The sequence below is a fragment of the Dyadobacter fanqingshengii genome, from assembly GCF_023822005.2.
Taxonomy (GTDB): Bacteria; Bacteroidota; Bacteroidia; order Cytophagales; family Spirosomataceae; genus Dyadobacter; species Dyadobacter fanqingshengii.
The window spans coordinates 1,321,326-1,338,377 of record NZ_CP098806.1 but is presented as its reverse complement, the minus strand read 5'-3'; the positions used below and the strand labels follow the sequence as shown (position 1 = coordinate 1,338,377).

Genomic DNA, 17,052 nt, shown 5'->3' with positions numbered 1-17,052 from the left:
TGAGTAACGGCGGACAAATTACAAAATCCGGTTTAAGAGAAAAAAACGGGCAATATTTCCGGTTGGAAACATTGCCCTATATATTACGATATAATAAATCTTTTATTTCTTTTTCGAACGTTTCTCGAGGTCAGCTTGCTTCTTTTTAGCCTCTTCTGCGGCTTGCAGGGACTTTTCAAGATACTTCTGAAACTTGGTCTGTTTCTTCTCGCCGTTCGCATTTTTCTTTCTGTTCTCTTCAAGAATGTTCCGGATCTTGTCTTCATTCACGAAGCGTTTGATCAAAAGCTGCTGTGCGATCGTCACGACGTTTGAAACAAAATAATAGAATGTCAAACCAGCCGGAAACGAATTCAGCACGAACATGAACATTAGAGGCATGATATAACCCAACACTTTCATATTCACCGGACCGGGCTGCGTAGGCGTTATCTGGTTATTATAATAGGCATAACCAATGCTTGAAACGGTCATCAAAACCGTGAACAAGCTGATGTGGTTTCCTACACCGAAAGGAACCGTAAAGGGTAATTTTATAAACGAATCGTACGTAGAAAGGTCGCTTGCCCAGAGGAAGGATTGCTGTCGCAGCTCGATCAAATTGGGAAAGAGGAAGAACAGCGAAAACAGAATAGGCATGGTTGCCAGCACGGGAATACAGCCGCTCAGCGGGCTTACGCCTACTTCCTGATACAACTTCATCTGATCTTGCTGCTGCTTCGCCATATCATCCGGGTTCTGGCTGCGGATTTGTTCCAGCTCGGGCGCAAGCAATTTCATCTTGGCCATGCTGATGTACGACTTGTAAGTAAGCGGCGTTAAGATCGTTTTTACAAAAATTACCAACAGAATGATCAGAAGACCGTAATTGCTCACGAATTTTTCAAGGAAGTTGAATAACGGCACCAGGAAAAATTTGTTGATAGGCTTCAAAAAAGCATATCCCAGATAAACATTCTGGTCAAAATTCTCTGCCTTCACTTTATCTACAAGGTGATAGTCATTTGGGCCCAGGAAAAACTGATAGTTTGCTTCTCCTTTCTGGATGGCCGACATCGGGATCCCGGCAGTAACGTGCATGGTTTTCACAACCGTAGAATCGGTGGGGTTGACGTCCGCCCGCATCGCCATATTGCTGAATGGATGTTTCTCGGCAATCAAACCAGCCAAAAAGTATTTATGCTTGATCGTAAACCATTTTACGGGCTCGGCCGTCTTCTCTTCCTGTGTCTCCGTCGGGCTTGTGGAGAGGCTTTGCAGATCATCCGTATAATAGTTGATCGTCACCACCTCACGGTTTTTGTGCATATCATTTTCAAGTTGCAGCAGGTCATTGTTCCAATCCAGCTGAACGACTTTGTTGCTTGCTCCTGTAGTATTGGATTTAATGCCATAATCAATCACATAACCTGATCCTCTTACCACATAAGTCTGCTCTACAAACTGATTGTTTTTCAAGCTTGCGCGATAAGTTACTATTACTGAATCCTTTCCCCCCAGTTTCTGATCCTGCGCGTCTGTCGTGAAGAACATGTCTGTCAGATGCACATCACCGGTTGCTGTCGGGAAATTAATGCGGAAAGTATTGTGATTTTCTGCGATCAGATAAAGCGGCTTTTGATCGTAGGTTTTATATTTTTTCAACATTACCTCTTTCATGATCCCGCCTTTATTGGAGAAAACAACACGGGTATCATTGGTCTCAATAACCAGGTCTTTTGGAGCAACTTGTGCTACCGCGTTCGAGTCACTGGATAAGGGTAAGTTGGTTGAATCCGAAACTGTTGGTACTGAAACAGAGGGTTTTGTAGTAGTTTGTTTTACTTGCTCCACAGGTGCAGGTTCCACAGGTTTGGGAACCAGGATCTGGTAGCCAATCAGCATTAGCATGATTAATACTAAGCCGATGATAAAATTTTTATCCATTATTTACTTAAAATTATTGAAATAGTAAAGCCGTTACGGGACGGCAAAGGTAATAAGTTTTTTCCTTATCGGCCTTTTTTGTGATCAGTGGATTGAGGTGTTTAATGAATCAACAGATCTCTTTTCGAGCGAATAAGCAAGTGCGGCACTCACGAAGTTCACAAAAATCGGATGCGGGTTCATCACAGTGCTTTTTAGCTCAGGGTGAAACTGAACGCCAATGTAGAAAGGGTGTCCCGGAAGCTCCACCATTTCGACGAGATTATTATCCGGATTGATCCCTGTTGCGATCAGCCCTTTTTCTTCAAAATCTTTGAGATACTTATTATTAAATTCGTAGCGGTGACGATGACGCTCGCTTATGTTGGTTTTGCCATAGATCCGGCTCGCCAATGAATCCTTTTTGATCTTGCAAGGATACGCCCCCAAACGCATGGTGCCTCCTTTGTTGGAAACGTCCTTCTGATCTTTCATAAGGTGGATCACCGGATGATCAGTGTTCACGTCCATTTCTACGGAGTGCGCGCCATTCCAGCCGATTACATTCCTGGCGTATTCGATAACAGCCATTTGCATGCCTAGACAGATCCCGAAGAATGGAATGTTGTTTTCGCGCACATACTGGATCGCTGCGATCTTTCCTTCGATCCCTCTTTCACCAAAACCAGGTGCAACCAGAACGCCATCCAGATTTTCCAGTTTCTCAACCGCATTTTCAGCGGTAAGACTTTCGGAATGGATCCATTCAATGTTCACCTTGCATTCATTCGCCGCGCCGGCGTGGATGAACGATTCGACGATGGATTTGTAGGCATCGTGCAATTCAACATATTTTCCTACCAGGCCGATGCGGATGGAATCAACCGGATTTTTATAGCGTGACAAGAACGTTTTCCAGGAATCCAGGTCAACGTCTTTATCATTGTAAATATCGAGCATATAAAGCGCACGCTGATCGAGCCTTTCTTTCAACATCAGCAAGGGAACAGCATAAATGGTATCCGCGTCCATCGCTTCTATGACGGAATTGACCTGCACATTGCAGAAAAGCGCAATCTTTTTACGGATGTCGTAAGGAAGCGGGTGCTCTGTGCGGCAAACGAGTATATCCGGCTGGATTCCTGATTCCTGCAACATTCTAACCGAGTGCTGTGTCGGTTTGGTTTTAAGTTCTCCGGCAGAATTCAGGTAAGGGATTAATGTCAAATGGATCACGAGCGTGTCATGCTCTTCCATTTCAAACTTAACCTGACGCACCGCTTCCAGAAACGGAAGTGACTCAATGTCCCCTACGCAACCGCCGATTTCCGTAATAACGATATCGTAATCGCCGGTTTGCCCGAGCAGCAGCATGTTTCTTTTAAGCTCATCGGTAATGTGCGGAACCACCTGGACGGTTTTTCCAAGAAAATCGCCTCGACGTTCGGCTGTGATGACATTGTGGTAAACCCGGCCCGTAGTAACATTATTGGCTTGCGAGGTTCGGACATTGAGAAAACGCTCATAATGCCCAAGATCAAGATCCGTTTCAGCACCGTCGTCCGTTACATAGCACTCGCCGTGCTCGTAAGGGTTCATTGTACCCGGGTCAATATTCAGATATGGATCGAATTTTTGAATCGTAACAGAAAGCCCTCTGGCTTGCAGTAGTTTTGCTAATGAAGAGGCAATGATTCCTTTGCCAAGTGAAGATGTTACACCGCCCGTAACGAAAATGTACTTCGCGGTCTTTCGTGCTTTGGAAGCCATAAGACGTTGCTTTTTTTCTATGATTACGGGATACAAAGATACAGGAATATTAGAAGAATCTTAGTGAGGGCTTTTTAATTATTACTGTAAAATCAGTAAACACTTGTTACTCTGGAAGGTTAGCCAGTGTAAATTTTTCCCGTCCCAGTTTCTCTAAATCCGCTTTTTGCTGCTGATAATAACCCATATTGACTTCAAAAGATGCGCAAAGTTTTTTATAAAAAAAACTATAAATTTTAATCCCTATTTTGCATCATTCCCAACCTAAATCAATTTAACCAAATGAGAAAAATTTTATTTCTGCCAATCCTGGTGATGTGGCAATCGCACGTCTTTTCCCAAACTGCCAGGGAAACGCCGAAAACGCCGTTGAAAATAATAGTCTTCGGCGCCCACCCCGACGATTGCGATCTGGGCGCTGGCGGCGTGGCCTCTATCTATTCCTCGATGGGCCATAAGGTCAAATTTGTTTCCCTTACCAATGGCGATGCTGGACATCAGGACATTGGAGGTGGCGAACTCGCCAAACGCAGGCTGAATGAAACCAAAGAGGTCGCAAAGCGATTGGACATCGAATACGATGTTTTGGACAATCACGACGGCGAGCTCTTCCCTACATTGGAAAACAGGCTGGCCGTCATCCGTAAAATCCGGGAATGGAATGCGGATGTTGTCATTGCACCCCGAACAAACGATTATCACCCCGATCACCGCAATACAGGAGTCGTTGTGCAAGATGCTTCCTATCTTGTAATTGTGCCTAATATTCTTAGTAGTGTACCTCCATTGGTTAAAAATCCGGTTTTCCTTTACTTCCGCGACCGGTTTCAACGTCCTAATCCTTTCCGTCCTGACATTGCGATAGATATTACCCAGGCAATTACTAAAAAAGTCCATGGGCTAGACGCACACGTCTCCCAATTTTACGAGTGGCTTCCCTGGACAAGTCAGGATCTTGCTAATGTTCCCAAGGACCCCGAAGAGCGAAAAAAATGGCTGCTGGCTGCGACGGAAAAACGTTCTTCCATCACTCCGGAGATCAAGCTGACCGTGGAAAAATGGTATGGAAAAGACCAGGCGGAGAAGATTAAATTTGTCGAAGTTTTCGAGATCACGGAGTACGGAAAGCAGCCGTCACCAGAGGAGATCAGGAGGTTGTTTCCAATGCTTCCACAAGGAAATTAGAACCATTCAAATACAAATTAATTCTGCAATTTAAGTAGAAATAAAGCCTCGTTTGATTCGTCCTAATATGACGATTACTTGAACGAGGCTTTTCATTTTTCTCCTAACTACTACGATAAATCAGATGTTTACTAAGATAACCTGTCTTTGAAGCTTTCGTAGCCGAACGATTTCACCAACTTGAATTCGCCATCAGTTTTAACTAAACCAATGGAAGGTAAGTTAACACCGTTAAATGTCGTCGTCTTTACCATTGTGTAATGTATCATGTCTTCAAATATGATTTTATCTCCAGCAGCCAAAGGTTGCTCAAATGAGTAGTCACCAATAAAGTCTCCCGCGAGGCAGGTCATTCCGCCCATTCTGTAGGTCGGTTTACCTGCCACCGCTTCCATACTTGCACCGGTGATAGCTGGCTTATAAGGCATCTCAAGCGTGTCGGGCATGTGCGCTGCGAATGAGGTATCCAGGATCGCCACGTCAATGCCTTGACTATCCATCACATCCAACACAGTTGTGACCAAGACACCGGTGCGCCAGGCTATGGCTGAACCTGGTTCAAGTATCACATCCAGATCATATTTAGCCCTTATATTACTAACTAAATTTTTTAGTTTTTCAATATCGTAGCCCTCACGGGTCATCAAATGTCCTCCTCCCATGTTCAGCCATTTCGCTTGATGCAGCAAATCTCCGAAACGCGATTCCAGCGCTTCCAATGTTCGCTCTAATGTGTCTGACCCATTCTCACAAAGTGTGTGAAAATGAATGCCGTCAATCCCTTCGGGAAGTGTGTCCGGCATTTTGTCGCGCGTGATCCCTAATCTGGATCCCGGGACACAGGGGTTATACATATCTGTCGCCACTTCCGAATACTGCGGGTTCACACGAATGCCACATGAAAGTGCATGTGCGGGATTGGCTGATTTAAATGCTTCTACCCTATCCTTAAAGCGCTCCCACTGGCTCAGCGAATTGAATGTAATGTGGCTGCTGCGCTCCATAATCTCCACGAATTCGCTGTCAAGGTATGCCGGCATGTATGTATGCGCCTGATAACCCATGAAATCATTGATCAATTTCACCTCGTTCAGCGAGCTTGCGGTGGCTCCACTGAGATATTCTTTCACGATAGGAAAAGCGCTGAACATGGAAAAGCCTTTGAGGGCCAGGATAATTTTGCAACCTGCCGCCTGCTGCACCGAATCTATCAGGCGCAGGTTCTGACGCAGCAACGCTTCGTCCAGAACAAAACAAGGCGACGGTATTTCATTGTAATCGATGGGCATTTTATATAAATGAATAATGAATGGATCAGCTAAAATGTAATGTTTCTCTAATTTTGTACACAAAAGTATAAGTTTGAGTTTCAAATCGGGTCCTATTTTCTGTTACCAATCAAAACCATTGCATGGCTTTCCTCGTATTAGACATTGAAATGACGGGCCCGGAGCCGGGCTGGAATGAGATCATACAAATTGGTGCAGAGTTTTTTGATGACAACTGGCGTTCCCTGGGCACCTATTTGCAGAATGTTTATCCTGAAAATGAAGAAGCCTTCTCAGTTAAATCGGAGGAAGTGCACGGTTTGTCAATGAGCGACCTGGAAGATGCGCCGATGATCTACGACGTTTTGCCGGAGTTTGAAAAATGGTTGAAAAAGCTGAATGTTGGAAAGCCTAACCTCACTAATGTGATTATCTGTGGCCAAAGCGTCATTAATGATATCAATTTTCTTCGCTATGCTTACAGAAATGAAAAGATGAACTGGGGTTTCTCGAACAAGCTTATTGACCTGCACACCGTTTCCTACTTGTTTTTTCAGATCCTTGAAAAGAACGGCAAGGTCGTTCCGCGCTCGCTAAGCCTGGGCTCTGTGGCCACTTATTTTGGTTTTGAACGCGAAGAGGAAACCCATAACGCGCTGGAAGACGCACGGTTAACGGCTAAATGTCTGAAAGAGTTCTTCAAACTAATTGACAATGTTAAACTCAAATGATAGATTACAATCCTAAAGAGTGGTTTCGCTACATCTTTTATTTCCAAAAAGGAGACACGGTACGGAAGCTTACCCCGCTGATTTTAACGATAGCGGTGTACTCAACCGCCGTGGCTTATCTATTGCTGATACATTTCAAGCTGAAAGAAAACACCGACCTGAAAAACATCTCCCTGATGCATTCTTTGCTGGGTTTTGTCATTTCCATGTTGCTGGTTTTCAGGACGAATACTGCATATGACCGCTGGTGGGAAGGGAGGAAACAATGGGGTTCGCTCATGAACAGCAGTCGGAATCTTGCCATGAAACTGAGTGCGCTCCTGGGAAAGGAGCGGGAAGTGGAGCGGACATTCTTCATGAAAATGATCCCTAATTATGCATTTGCGCTAAAAAACCATCTGCGAAGCGGTTACCGGCCAGCAGAGTTTGAAGATTCAGAATTGTACCCAAAAAGTGCGCTGAATGTGCATGATCACATTCCTAACCAGATTGCCGCCGCCATCTTTAGCAAAGTATTTGAGCTTCAAAAAAACGGGACTCTGCTACCGGAACACATGATAGTGCTAAATCACGAGCTTGAATCTTTCACTAACATCTGTGGGGCGTGCGAACGCATCAAAAATACGCCTATCCCTTTGTCTTATAGCTCATTCATCAAGAAATTTATATTTATTTATTGTCTTACGCTTCCAATCGGTTATGTTTTCAGCCTTCATTTTTTAGTGGTTCCGTTTGTCATGTTTGTGTTTTACATTCTGGCGAGCCTCGAAGTGATAGCCGAGGAAATTGAGGATCCGTTTGGTGAAGATAGCAACGACCTGCCCATGGAGCGGATCTGCCACGGCATCCAAACATCAGCGCGTGCATTGCTTCAATAATCTTCAATCGCGGGCAGTTATTAGGCAGAAATTAGAAAATGTTAAGAATTTCATTAAAATTCAAATATTTTTCGGCAAATCTTCCCTTAGCTTTTCCAACCTGTTTTTCTAGATTTTGCTGAATTTTTGGCATTACTCGGTTCAAGAATATCCTAATCTTGTCATACTAACTAAATTTTAATGATTCCAGGCAATATTTCAACCTAAATTCGCTAAATCCGCATTTTTAAGGGTAAAATGGGCGGCTAGCACAGCACTAAAAAAGTTTTTAAATTCATGCAATCCCTATACAACGGGAGGTTTTAGTATTCGATTAAACGACTAATATCATGAATAAATCAATTTTTTTGGTAGCTATATTTTTGTTTGCAGGGCTGGTAACATTTAATGTACAAGCGCAGTCCATCGTTGATCCGGGCGTTTCAGTTCACAATTATAAACATCCTAACAAAGCTGCAAAGGCAAAAGCAAAGCGCGGTAATGATGCTGTTGTGTATAATTTGAACACAATTGAAACTTACAGCAAACATCAGCGCAGCCGCTACGTGAGCAATACGCCTAAGTATGCGCCACGTCCTGCAACATTGGTTATAACAAAAAGATACACACCCGAAGGTGTTGATATCAACCCGCTGATTTCTCCGAGGAACTACAAAACCCCGACAAATACAGCAAGCAGCAAGAATACGCAGGTGGCTGATTACTATAATAGTTCTGACAGTTCGGCCTATCCTACTGTCGATTAATATATTCCTAAGCCCAACAGAAAAGCCGGTCAACATTGACCGGCTTTTTGTTTGACTGCTATTTTTTTCTTTCTGAATCCTTTAATTATCTATAAACCGGACACCTGCTTATTCTCATTCAGCACAATCCGCAGCTTAAATCCCGCCAGATCCGTTTTTACTTCCCGGCAAAGGCCATTTTTATAGGAATAAATCCCTTGCTTGCCGTCTGGTAGCGTAACGCCGTATTTCCCTTCCGAAAGCTTTTTTACGGCGCACATTTTACCGTAACGCTCCGAATAAACCTCATTGATATTGATTGGCTCCTTATAATAAAGGCCTGTTATCGTTTCGCTGATCGGCGTATTGAATGAGAGCTTCGGCTTGTCTTCGCCATCCTCCCCTGAAAATAGGACTTCGTACGAGCTTTTTGCAGCGCTTTTCGTCAGCGTTTTTTCCTTTAAATCGCCGTTCACATGATGCGCACAAGTCGCAGAAACCAATTTTCCATCGGAGTAATTGGCCTGGGTTGAATATTTACCCTTATAGAACATCACCTTAAAATTGGATTCAATGCGGTGCTGCTCTGAATTATCCTTGCCTACATCATCAAAAACTTTTAAAGATCCGATGGTGCGGCCTGCTACGATCACATCGTAAACATTTTGCGCTTTTGCAATTGAAGCCGAAATAAATAACACGCCGAAAATCAAATAACCTGAAAACCTCATTTTTTGTCTGTTTGCTGTCGGAATAGTGCGTAGGCTATATAACTCTAAACTATCGTTCCTATTGCCTCCCTTAAAGATAATCAGCAATCTGACACGCTCAGCAGCCGTTCGTTAATATTTGAGAACGGGTAAAATGAGGACTGAATGAAGCATATTTACCCACTTCCAAAAATTGTGCGATTAAGGCTTCCCGTTGCTCAAAATTTCCCGAATTTGAAAGTAACATTATAAGTAATGTTGCTCAAATCTGAATCCGTAAGCCCATTTCCTTTGCCCCCAAAAGCCTGTCTGTATGAAACGCCAGGGCTAAACCGCATCCATTTCAAGAGATTAAACTCGACCTGCACGCCCGGCTCCATTAAAAAGAAGAACTTCGGATCCTGATCGTCATGGTCGTCCCATTCAAAATCCCAGTCATCCATATCGTGGCGATCGTATTGAAGGGTAAAGCCGGTTCCGGTTAACAAATTGAAATTGAAATGAACCCATTTTGTTGAAGCCACCACATATTCCGTCATCAATCCGATCTGACCGTACTGATAACTCATTTTTCTGCCCGGAAACACTTCACTTTCAACAGGAACTGGAATGTAGTTTGTGGTTGCAGCTGCGCCTATTCCGAGCATAAAGCGCTGATTGATAAACCAGCCACCGTAAATGCCGGGCATATTGGCATAGCTTCCGTTTATTTTTGTAAACTTATTGGAAATGGCGGCATACCCGCCGGAGCGGTGAATCCCAGCGCTTTTGAAAATTGTTTCGTTTTCCTGCGCAAGCACGTCGGAGGCAGAAAGAGCGACTAAACAGATAATTAGTAAGGGTATGTTTTTCATCATTTTCTGATTTTGTTTCTTCTCAGACAATCCAGAAAACCGACTCCCCTATTTCAACATTAAATATTCTTACAGATTATTTGGCCAGCGAAAAATCGAGCTGCTGGATCAAGGCCGGATTTTCGGGTGATAATGTGAAGAAAACACGGATATTTCCATTGGGGCAATTTAGTAGGAAACTACCCCGGAGTTGATTTTCCGCCTTAATTTCGGTCGATCCGGTAACATTTCCTGTTTGGGCAATGAGGTCGTCCAGTTCCTTTTTCCGATGGTTTACGGATCTGTCGGGAAAGAAATTCTCTGCAAAAATTCCGCTCTGTTCTGCGCCTTCCCAGTGCGGCAGCAGTTTTAGTAATGCAGCTTTTCTCTCTTTTAAAACTGCGGATACTTCCACTGGAAGCGGCTTTAATCCTGCTAATGTAATGATCGTATCCAGTATAGCGGTGTTAATGGTCGCCATTCCTGCATAGGTGCGGTTGGCGTGCGCGAGGATCCCAATGCCGTATTCGGGTAAGATCTGCCACTGACTACCGAAACCGGGTAAGCCTCCCGTATGTCCGACGCCCGTGCGTCCTTCACAGTCGCGGCTCCAACGCAAACCGTAGCCATAGGCAGAAGTCATCGCACACGGACGCCCGCCCGGATATTTGTACTGTGCATTTAAACTGTTGAAATTCCACGGCATTTGCATCTCCCGAACGTCGCTTCTCAAAACAGGGCCCATTTCCGGAGCATTACCAGCCGGCCATGCAGACAAATGAAAGGAAACATATTTGCTAAAATCATCAATAGATGTAATCAGCCCGCCCATTGCGCCGTAAGTTCCGTCATGTTCCAGTTCCTCTTCCTTCCAAACTTCATCTTCGTAGCGGTAACCGTGTGCTAACAGATCCTTCGGCGCCTTAGTATATTCCCAAATGGTGCTGTTCATGCCCAATGGCTTGAAAATGACTTCGTCAATATACTCCTGATAAGGCCTTCCTGAAACATTACTAATGATTTTGCCCAATATAGCGAATCCCAGATTGCTGTACTCATAAGTAACGCCTGGAACATTTGAGAACGAAATTCCTTTTTTTATCAATTCAATTAGCTGCTCGTCTTCCGTGTCCAGCTGCCTGTCTCCCCAGGGATTATCTTCCGGGAAGCCTGCCTGATGCGTTAATAAATGTCTGATTGTGATCGCTGGCGCATCCGTTGTCAGTGTAGGCATATCCTTTAATTCAGGAATGTATAAATAGGCAGGATCGTCCAGTTTCAGCTTTCCTTCTTTTCTAAGCGCCAGGATTCCCATTGCCGTCACGCTTTTGGACATTGATGCAATCCTGAACAATGAGCCAGGCGAAGCTTTGGTTTCCGTTGCGATCTCCGAATAACCCGTCGCACCCGACATGATGAGCTGCCCGTCTGCCACAATGCCGAACGCCAGCCCCGGAAAATGATTCTTCTCTGCATAGTCATTATACATTTTCTCTATAACTGGCAGGGTCGCTTTGATCCTGGCGGCACGGTCTGCGGTGCTTTCTTGCGCGAAACTGCCCGTTATGAATATGAAACTAAGGAGTGAGGTAAGGGCAAATTTCATTTATCCAATGATTTTTATGATGGCTGAAAGGTGAATTTACAAAATGCATAACGCTATTTTAAAAAAGCATTGTTCAAAAATCCTATTTCTTGATTTTGTACAACACATACATTTTAATATTATTTAAAAAGTACAACAACTGTGAATTAAAATTGTCCATAAACCGTTATTTTTGCATCAGGAAGTAATTGAGAATAAAGGCTGTCTTTGTTTTGCACTACTTCAAAAAATGAACATCTTAAAAAAGTTATAACAATTAAACACGAATTGATAGTCGTACACACATTCACCACAAAATTTTCACTCCTATGAATTATTCAATATTTGCCCCCTCCGATTCCCGAAAGTATTTACGCCTGGCCGTGTCAGCTTTCTTCTTCGTACAGGGTTTGAGCTTTGCCGCATGGGCGAGCCGTATTCCTGATATCAAGAACATGTTGCACCTCACAGAAGGTGGTTTGGGAACTGTTCTTTTGGCGCTGCCTATTGGTTTAATGGCGAGCTTACCCATCTCAGGCTGGATGGTGACACATTACGGCAGCAAGAAAATGGTATTGATCGGTGCCATCCTGTATGCAGTCACATTATCATTTATAGGTTTCGTAACGAGGACCGAGCATCTGGTTATCGCACTTTTCGCATTCGGACTTTGGGGTAATTTAACCAACATTGCGGTCAATACACAGGCTGTTGCCGTTGAGCAAGTCTACGGAAAATCCATAATGGCCTCATTTCATGGCTTGTGGAGTCTGGCAGGTTTTGTGAGCGCAATGATCGGGTCCTTTTTCATATCGGTTAGTATCCCTCCTCATATCCATTTCAGTGTTATCGCGCTGGCTGCGTTCATCATTATTTTCACCGCTTACAAGCACACGATGCCTGACAGCGAGAAAAGCGAAGGCGAAGCACAACCAATGTTTGTAAAACCAGACCGCGACTTGCTGATGCTCGGTTTGATCGGATTCTGTGCGATGGTCTGCGAGGGCGCGATGTTCGATTGGAGCGGCGTTTACTTCCAGGAAGCCGTTCACGTGCCGGCATCCTTAACAACGCTTGGTTACGTCGCTTTTATGGGCACCATGACCGGCGGACGTTTTGCGGGCGACTGGCTTGCCAACCGCATCGGCAGAAAGAAAATGTTGCAGATCAGTGGCTCGCTAATGGGCTTGGGACTTGCCATTGCGGTGTTGTTTCCGTTCCTTGTTCCGGCAACATTCGGTTTCCTGCTTGTAGGATTTGGCGTTTCTTCGGTTGTCCCTTTGGTTTACAGCGCAGCGGGAAAATCAAACACAATGTCGGCTGGAATGGCCTTAGCAGCGGTTTCAAGCATTAGCTTCATCGGTTTCCTGATCGGACCACCTTTGATCGGGATCGTTGCGCAGTTTGCTGATCTGAGATGGTCATTCGGCATCGTCGGCGTACTTGCATCGTTGACCGCGTTCTTATCCTCAAAAGCCAAATTGATTCAGTAAGGCCACGTTGGTACATTATTTTCAGTAGTAAAAAGGGTAATCGTGAGGTTATCCTTTTTTACATTAAATGCTTTTCTAAAATGAAAAATCTGCTCCTGGCTTTTCTGCTGTCGATCTCACTTGTTCCTAAACTTCATGCACAAAAGGATTCGCTGCGAAACCTCGATATCAATCTCGAAAATTACGACTACCCTTTTCCAGTCTCCTACCTGGAATTCGAGTCGCAGGGCGAAAAGTTGATAATGGCCTATATGGACGTTAAACCGGCGAAAGCGAATGGCAAGAGCATTATATTGCTGCACGGGAAAAATTTCAACGGCGCTTATTGGGAACAAACTGCCAAAGCATTGACAGACAAAGGATATCGAGTGATCATCCCTGACCAGATCGGTTTTGGGAAATCGTCCAACCCCGCGCACTTTCAATATTCGTTTCACGAGCTTGCAGCCAATACTAAGAAGGTTTTGGATGAGCTGAAAATTACTAAAATCAATGTCTTAGGACATTCAATGGGCGGAATGGTCGCAACGAGGTTCGCGGTCATGTATCCCGAAATGGTGGAGAAATTCATTCTGGAAAACCCAATCGGGTTGGAAGATTATAAGCTGAAAGTGCCTTACCAATCCATAGATAAATGGTATCAAAGTGAACTAAAAAGTGATGCGAACTCCATTAAAAACTATCAGTTGGCGAGTTACTACGATGGAAAATGGAAGCCAGAATACAGTCGCTGGGTGAATTTGCTCGCAGGCTGGACGTTGAATAAGGATTATCCAAAAATTGCCTGGAATTCAGCATTAACCTATGATATGATCTACACGCAACCGGTTTGTTATGATTTTGATAAAATAACAGCACCTACATTGCTCATCATCGGACAGCGTGATCGCAGCGCGGTGGGAAAAAATCTTGCTCCGGAAGATGTGAGAAAAACCCTTGGTAATTATCCTGAATTAGGAAAAATGACTAAATCAAAAATTAAGAACAGTGAATTGGTAGAGCTGGATAACATTGGGCATTTGCCACATATCGAGGATTTTGATCGCTTTATCCAGCCACTTTTGAAGTTTTTAGCAATGTAAAATCGCCTGCTAATAAGCGGATTTTACATTGCTATCAGGATTTTTAGCCGAGAAACTGACGCAGATAATTTCTGCTTGTCAGGATTGCGCTTTGCACATCCGTGATGCTTCCTTCGTACGCTTTATCTTCCACTTCAATCACAACCGGGCCCCGGTAACGAACATCGGTTAGGGCTGCAAAGAATGCGCGCCAGTTTACATCTCCTAAACCTGGCAGTTTCGGGGAATGGTATTCCAGCGGATTCGCCATAATGCCTACCCTATCCAGTTTATCCTTGTAAATTTTAGCGTCCTTTAAATGAATGTGGTGCAGGCGATCCTTATAATCATAAATGGGTCTGGTCTCACTCATCATTTGCCAGATCATGTGTGAAGGATCATAATTCAAACCGAAAATAGGGCTTGGAATGATCTCAAACATTCTGTCCCAAACCGCAGGGCTGATCGCCAGGTTTTTACCGCCCGGCCATTCGTCGTCCGTGAAGAACATCGGGCAATTCTCTATTCCAATTTTCACATTCTCTTCCTCAGCAACCTTGACGATGGCAGGCCAGACATCCGCAAACCTGGCCAGATTCTCCTTAATGCTCTTTGCAGGATTGCGCCCGATGAATGTCGTTACAACCGGAATGTTCAGTTTCGCCGCTCCTCGGATCACCTGTTTGATATGCTCGATATAGTAACCGGAACGTTCCTCGTCCGGGTCCAGCGGATTGGGATAGTAACCCAGCGCTGAGATCGTAACGTTCGCTTCCTTTAATGTATGTTTAATCAACGAAATACGCTCCAACGTCAGGTTGTTCACGTCAATGTGCGTGACGCCCGCATATCTCCTGCTATCCGCATTATCTGACGGCCAGCACATCATTTCTACACAGGAAAACCCGTGGTTACCCGCAAACTGGACCACGTGTTCGAAGCCAAAATCGCCCAGAATGGCGCTATTAAAACCTAGTTTCAGCATAAGGATTTAGTTTTTGAGGCAAACTTCATTAAAAAACGGGCCGCATTCAAGAATCATCCACAATTCTATCCAAATTTTCCGTGGCTTCATCAATTCAGGACACCATTGGTAATTATCGTACGGTACGAAATCCTTTTAATTTTAGTAATATTGATCTAACAAAATCAACACTTTATACGCATATGGCAGATTCAGAACCGGGTATTGGAAAGAAAATACTCAGCTTTTTTATCAAGGAAGGTGAGGAACCGATCAGGCAGGCGGCCCCCACAGCGGCAGCCGCAAATGTAGCATCGGAAGCTCCCAAACCAGTCATCGCGAACACGGCCCCAAATGCTGCGGGCACGGGCAACATCGACAAGAAATTCACAGAACATTTCGTAAGCCTGCTAGAAAAAGCCAACCTGCCGGGACCCGATTATTTTGAATACAAACAGGCGCTGCAAAGCATGGAAGGCCTTGGATTAGGTGAAGAAAAGCAGTTCCAGGCTGCATGGGCAAGTTTTAAGGCAATGGGCGGCGTGAAGGAGACCACAGTTTTAAACAATTCGGCAAACCAATATCTGGGAATTTTAGATAAAGACCGGGCTTCGTTTCTGAAAGACGTCGAAAAGGCGATCAAAGATCGTGTCGGGGCATTGCAGGATGAGCAGAAACGGCTGGACGATTCCAACAAGGCTATTGCCCTGCAAATTGCGGATCTTCAAAAGAAAGTGGACGAGAACAAAAACCGGCTCGGACAGATTTCCGGAGAAGTGGCAGAACAAAGTGCGAAGATCAATGCGAATAAGGACAGCTTTGAAATAACTTACCTGAGTTTCGTGGATCAGATCAAATCGGATTTAAACAAAATCAATCAATATCTTAAATAACCTAACATTTCGATCAACAATGGCTACACCAGATTTTACACAAATCGGCGGTTCGCAGGATGATGGCTCAAAGCGATCTTACTGGAGTAAACCCGAAGGCATAACCTCACTCCTATTTCTCGGAGGAGCCGGGGCCATAACCCTATATTTTTGGAATAAAATCGCAGCTTTCCTGATAGAAGTGACCAAAAACACACTTTATCTGGGCTTTTTAATGGCTGTGCTCGCGCTGCTTATCTTCCTGTTTACCAGCAAAGATGTGAGGACGGCGGTTTTCTTCCTGTTCAAAACACTCATGCGCAACATAACCGGCCTGATTATCAAGCTCGACCCGATTGCGATCATGAAAATCTATATTGATGACCTGAAAGAAAAAAGAGAGAAAATGCAGGGTCAGATCAACACGCTGGCGGGTCAGCTTGTGAAATTGAATAAAAATATTAACGAGAATAATGAGCAGATCAAGCAGAAATTTGCGGAGGCAAACAAAGCGAGCACCATGCTGGATCGTCCGGGAATGAAGGAAACGGCCTCGCTAGCAACGATTGAAGGAGCCGGTTTACAGGAAATGAACGAGAAGCTTTTCCCGCTGCAACGCAACATGAAAACGGTGCTGGAATTCATGGAAAAAGTGAATAAAAGCGCTGATTACATCATTAAGGAGACGGAAATTAAGGTCAAGCTCAAAGAAGCGGAATATAGAATTGTAAAAGAAAGCTCCAATGCATTGCGTACGGCAATCAGCATTTTCAAGGGAAATCCTGACAAGAAGTTCTATTTCGACGAGTCCATGGAATACATTCAGGACGATATGAGCCAGAAGTTGGGTGAGATGAAACGTGCGATGGATCTGTCACTGGACTTTATCAACGGCGTGGATGTTCAAAATGGTTTGCTTTCTGATAAAGGACAGGCCATGCTTGAAGCTTATAATTCCGGTCAGTTTAGACTGATCCAACTTGAAAATCCGCAGCCAACTAACCGTTCGGTAGAAACTCCAAAAGATTCCAGTTATAAAGGCTTGCTGGATTAAGATTCTTCCTTATTTCGA

General features: G+C 44.3%; 15 protein-coding genes. 8 read left to right on the top strand and 7 right to left on the bottom strand.

What is annotated here, in order from left to right; genetic code table 11:
- Window positions 1–102: 102 nt before the first annotated feature.
- Window positions 103–1,926, bottom strand: a complete 1,824-nt coding sequence (gene yidC / locus NFI81_RS05345; protein WP_234613602.1) for a membrane protein insertase YidC — start codon at window positions 1,924–1,926, stop codon at window positions 103–105.
- Window positions 1,927–2,010: 84 nt separating this feature from the next.
- A complete protein-coding gene (gene pyrG / locus NFI81_RS05340; RefSeq protein ID WP_234613603.1) occupies window positions 2,011–3,675 on the bottom strand; it encodes a CTP synthase in 1,665 nt (554 codons plus the stop codon).
- Between the two features lie 282 nt (window positions 3,676–3,957).
- Here pyrG and NFI81_RS05335 point away from each other — a divergent pair, with 282 nt between their 5' ends.
- Window positions 3,958–4,860 carry a PIG-L deacetylase family protein gene (locus NFI81_RS05335; protein WP_234613604.1) on the top strand — a complete coding sequence of 301 codons (903 nt, stop codon included), beginning with the start codon at window positions 3,958–3,960 and terminating at the stop codon, window positions 4,858–4,860.
- Window positions 4,861–4,991: 131 nt separating this feature from the next.
- Here the strand turns inward: NFI81_RS05335 and nspC are convergent, their stop codons facing one another.
- Window positions 4,992–6,149 (bottom strand): carboxynorspermidine decarboxylase, encoded by a 1,158-nt coding sequence (gene nspC, locus NFI81_RS05330; RefSeq protein ID WP_234614894.1) that lies wholly within the window; start codon window positions 6,147–6,149, stop codon window positions 4,992–4,994.
- 122 nt (window positions 6,150–6,271) lie between these two features.
- Between nspC and NFI81_RS05325 the strand changes: the two genes are divergently transcribed.
- From NFI81_RS05325 to NFI81_RS05315, 3 genes are all read left to right on the top strand, one after another.
- Window positions 6,272–6,859 carry a 3'-5' exonuclease gene (locus tag NFI81_RS05325; RefSeq protein ID WP_234613605.1) on the top strand — a complete coding sequence of 196 codons (588 nt, stop codon included), beginning with the start codon at window positions 6,272–6,274 and terminating at the stop codon, window positions 6,857–6,859.
- A complete protein-coding gene (locus tag NFI81_RS05320; protein WP_234613606.1) occupies window positions 6,856–7,737 on the top strand; it encodes a bestrophin family protein in 882 nt (293 codons plus the stop codon). The genes NFI81_RS05325 and NFI81_RS05320 overlap by 4 nt, the downstream gene beginning before the upstream one ends.
- Before the next feature lie 329 nt (window positions 7,738–8,066).
- Window positions 8,067–8,483 (top strand): hypothetical protein, encoded by a 417-nt coding sequence (locus NFI81_RS05315; protein WP_234613607.1) that lies wholly within the window; start codon window positions 8,067–8,069, stop codon window positions 8,481–8,483.
- Window positions 8,484–8,572: 89 nt separating this feature from the next.
- On the opposite strand, the gene NFI81_RS05310 is transcribed toward NFI81_RS05315, so the two are convergent.
- The 3 genes from NFI81_RS05310 to NFI81_RS05300 all read right to left on the bottom strand — a co-directional run bounded on the left by NFI81_RS05310 (window position 8,573) and on the right by NFI81_RS05300 (window position 11,611).
- The gene (locus NFI81_RS05310) at window positions 8,573–9,193 is read right to left on the bottom strand and encodes a DUF6134 family protein (RefSeq protein ID WP_234613609.1); all 621 of its coding nucleotides are present in this window, start codon (window positions 9,191–9,193) and stop codon (window positions 8,573–8,575) included.
- Between the two features lie 197 nt (window positions 9,194–9,390).
- On the bottom strand, window positions 9,391–10,029 hold the full coding sequence (locus tag NFI81_RS05305) for a hypothetical protein (protein ID WP_234613611.1): 639 nt from the start codon (window positions 10,027–10,029) through the stop codon (window positions 9,391–9,393).
- Window positions 10,030–10,102: 73 nt separating this feature from the next.
- Window positions 10,103–11,611, bottom strand: a complete 1,509-nt coding sequence (locus NFI81_RS05300; RefSeq protein ID WP_234613612.1) for a serine hydrolase domain-containing protein — start codon at window positions 11,609–11,611, stop codon at window positions 10,103–10,105.
- A 308-nt stretch (window positions 11,612–11,919) separates the two neighbouring features.
- Between NFI81_RS05300 and NFI81_RS05295 the strand changes: the two genes are divergently transcribed.
- Both NFI81_RS05295 and NFI81_RS05290 read left to right on the top strand, forming a co-directional pair.
- Window positions 11,920–13,083, top strand: coding sequence for an MFS transporter (locus tag NFI81_RS05295; RefSeq protein WP_234613613.1), 1,164 nt, complete (start codon window positions 11,920–11,922; stop codon window positions 13,081–13,083).
- A gap of 80 nt (window positions 13,084–13,163) precedes the next feature.
- Window positions 13,164–14,165: an alpha/beta fold hydrolase gene (locus NFI81_RS05290; protein WP_234613614.1), complete on the top strand. Its 1,002-nt coding sequence runs from the start codon at window positions 13,164–13,166 to the stop codon at window positions 14,163–14,165.
- A gap of 43 nt (window positions 14,166–14,208) precedes the next feature.
- Here the strand turns inward: NFI81_RS05290 and NFI81_RS05285 are convergent, their stop codons facing one another.
- Window positions 14,209–15,129 (bottom strand): sugar phosphate isomerase/epimerase family protein, encoded by a 921-nt coding sequence (locus NFI81_RS05285; RefSeq protein WP_234613615.1) that lies wholly within the window; start codon window positions 15,127–15,129, stop codon window positions 14,209–14,211.
- 182 nt (window positions 15,130–15,311) lie between these two features.
- On the opposite strand from NFI81_RS05285, the gene NFI81_RS05280 reads away from it, so the two are divergent.
- Window positions 15,312–16,001, top strand: coding sequence for a hypothetical protein (locus tag NFI81_RS05280; RefSeq protein ID WP_234613616.1), 690 nt, complete (start codon window positions 15,312–15,314; stop codon window positions 15,999–16,001).
- A gap of 19 nt (window positions 16,002–16,020) precedes the next feature.
- Window positions 16,021–17,034, top strand: a complete 1,014-nt coding sequence (locus tag NFI81_RS05275) for a hypothetical protein (protein ID WP_234613617.1) — start codon at window positions 16,021–16,023, stop codon at window positions 17,032–17,034.
- Window positions 17,035–17,052: the final 18 nt, after the last annotated feature.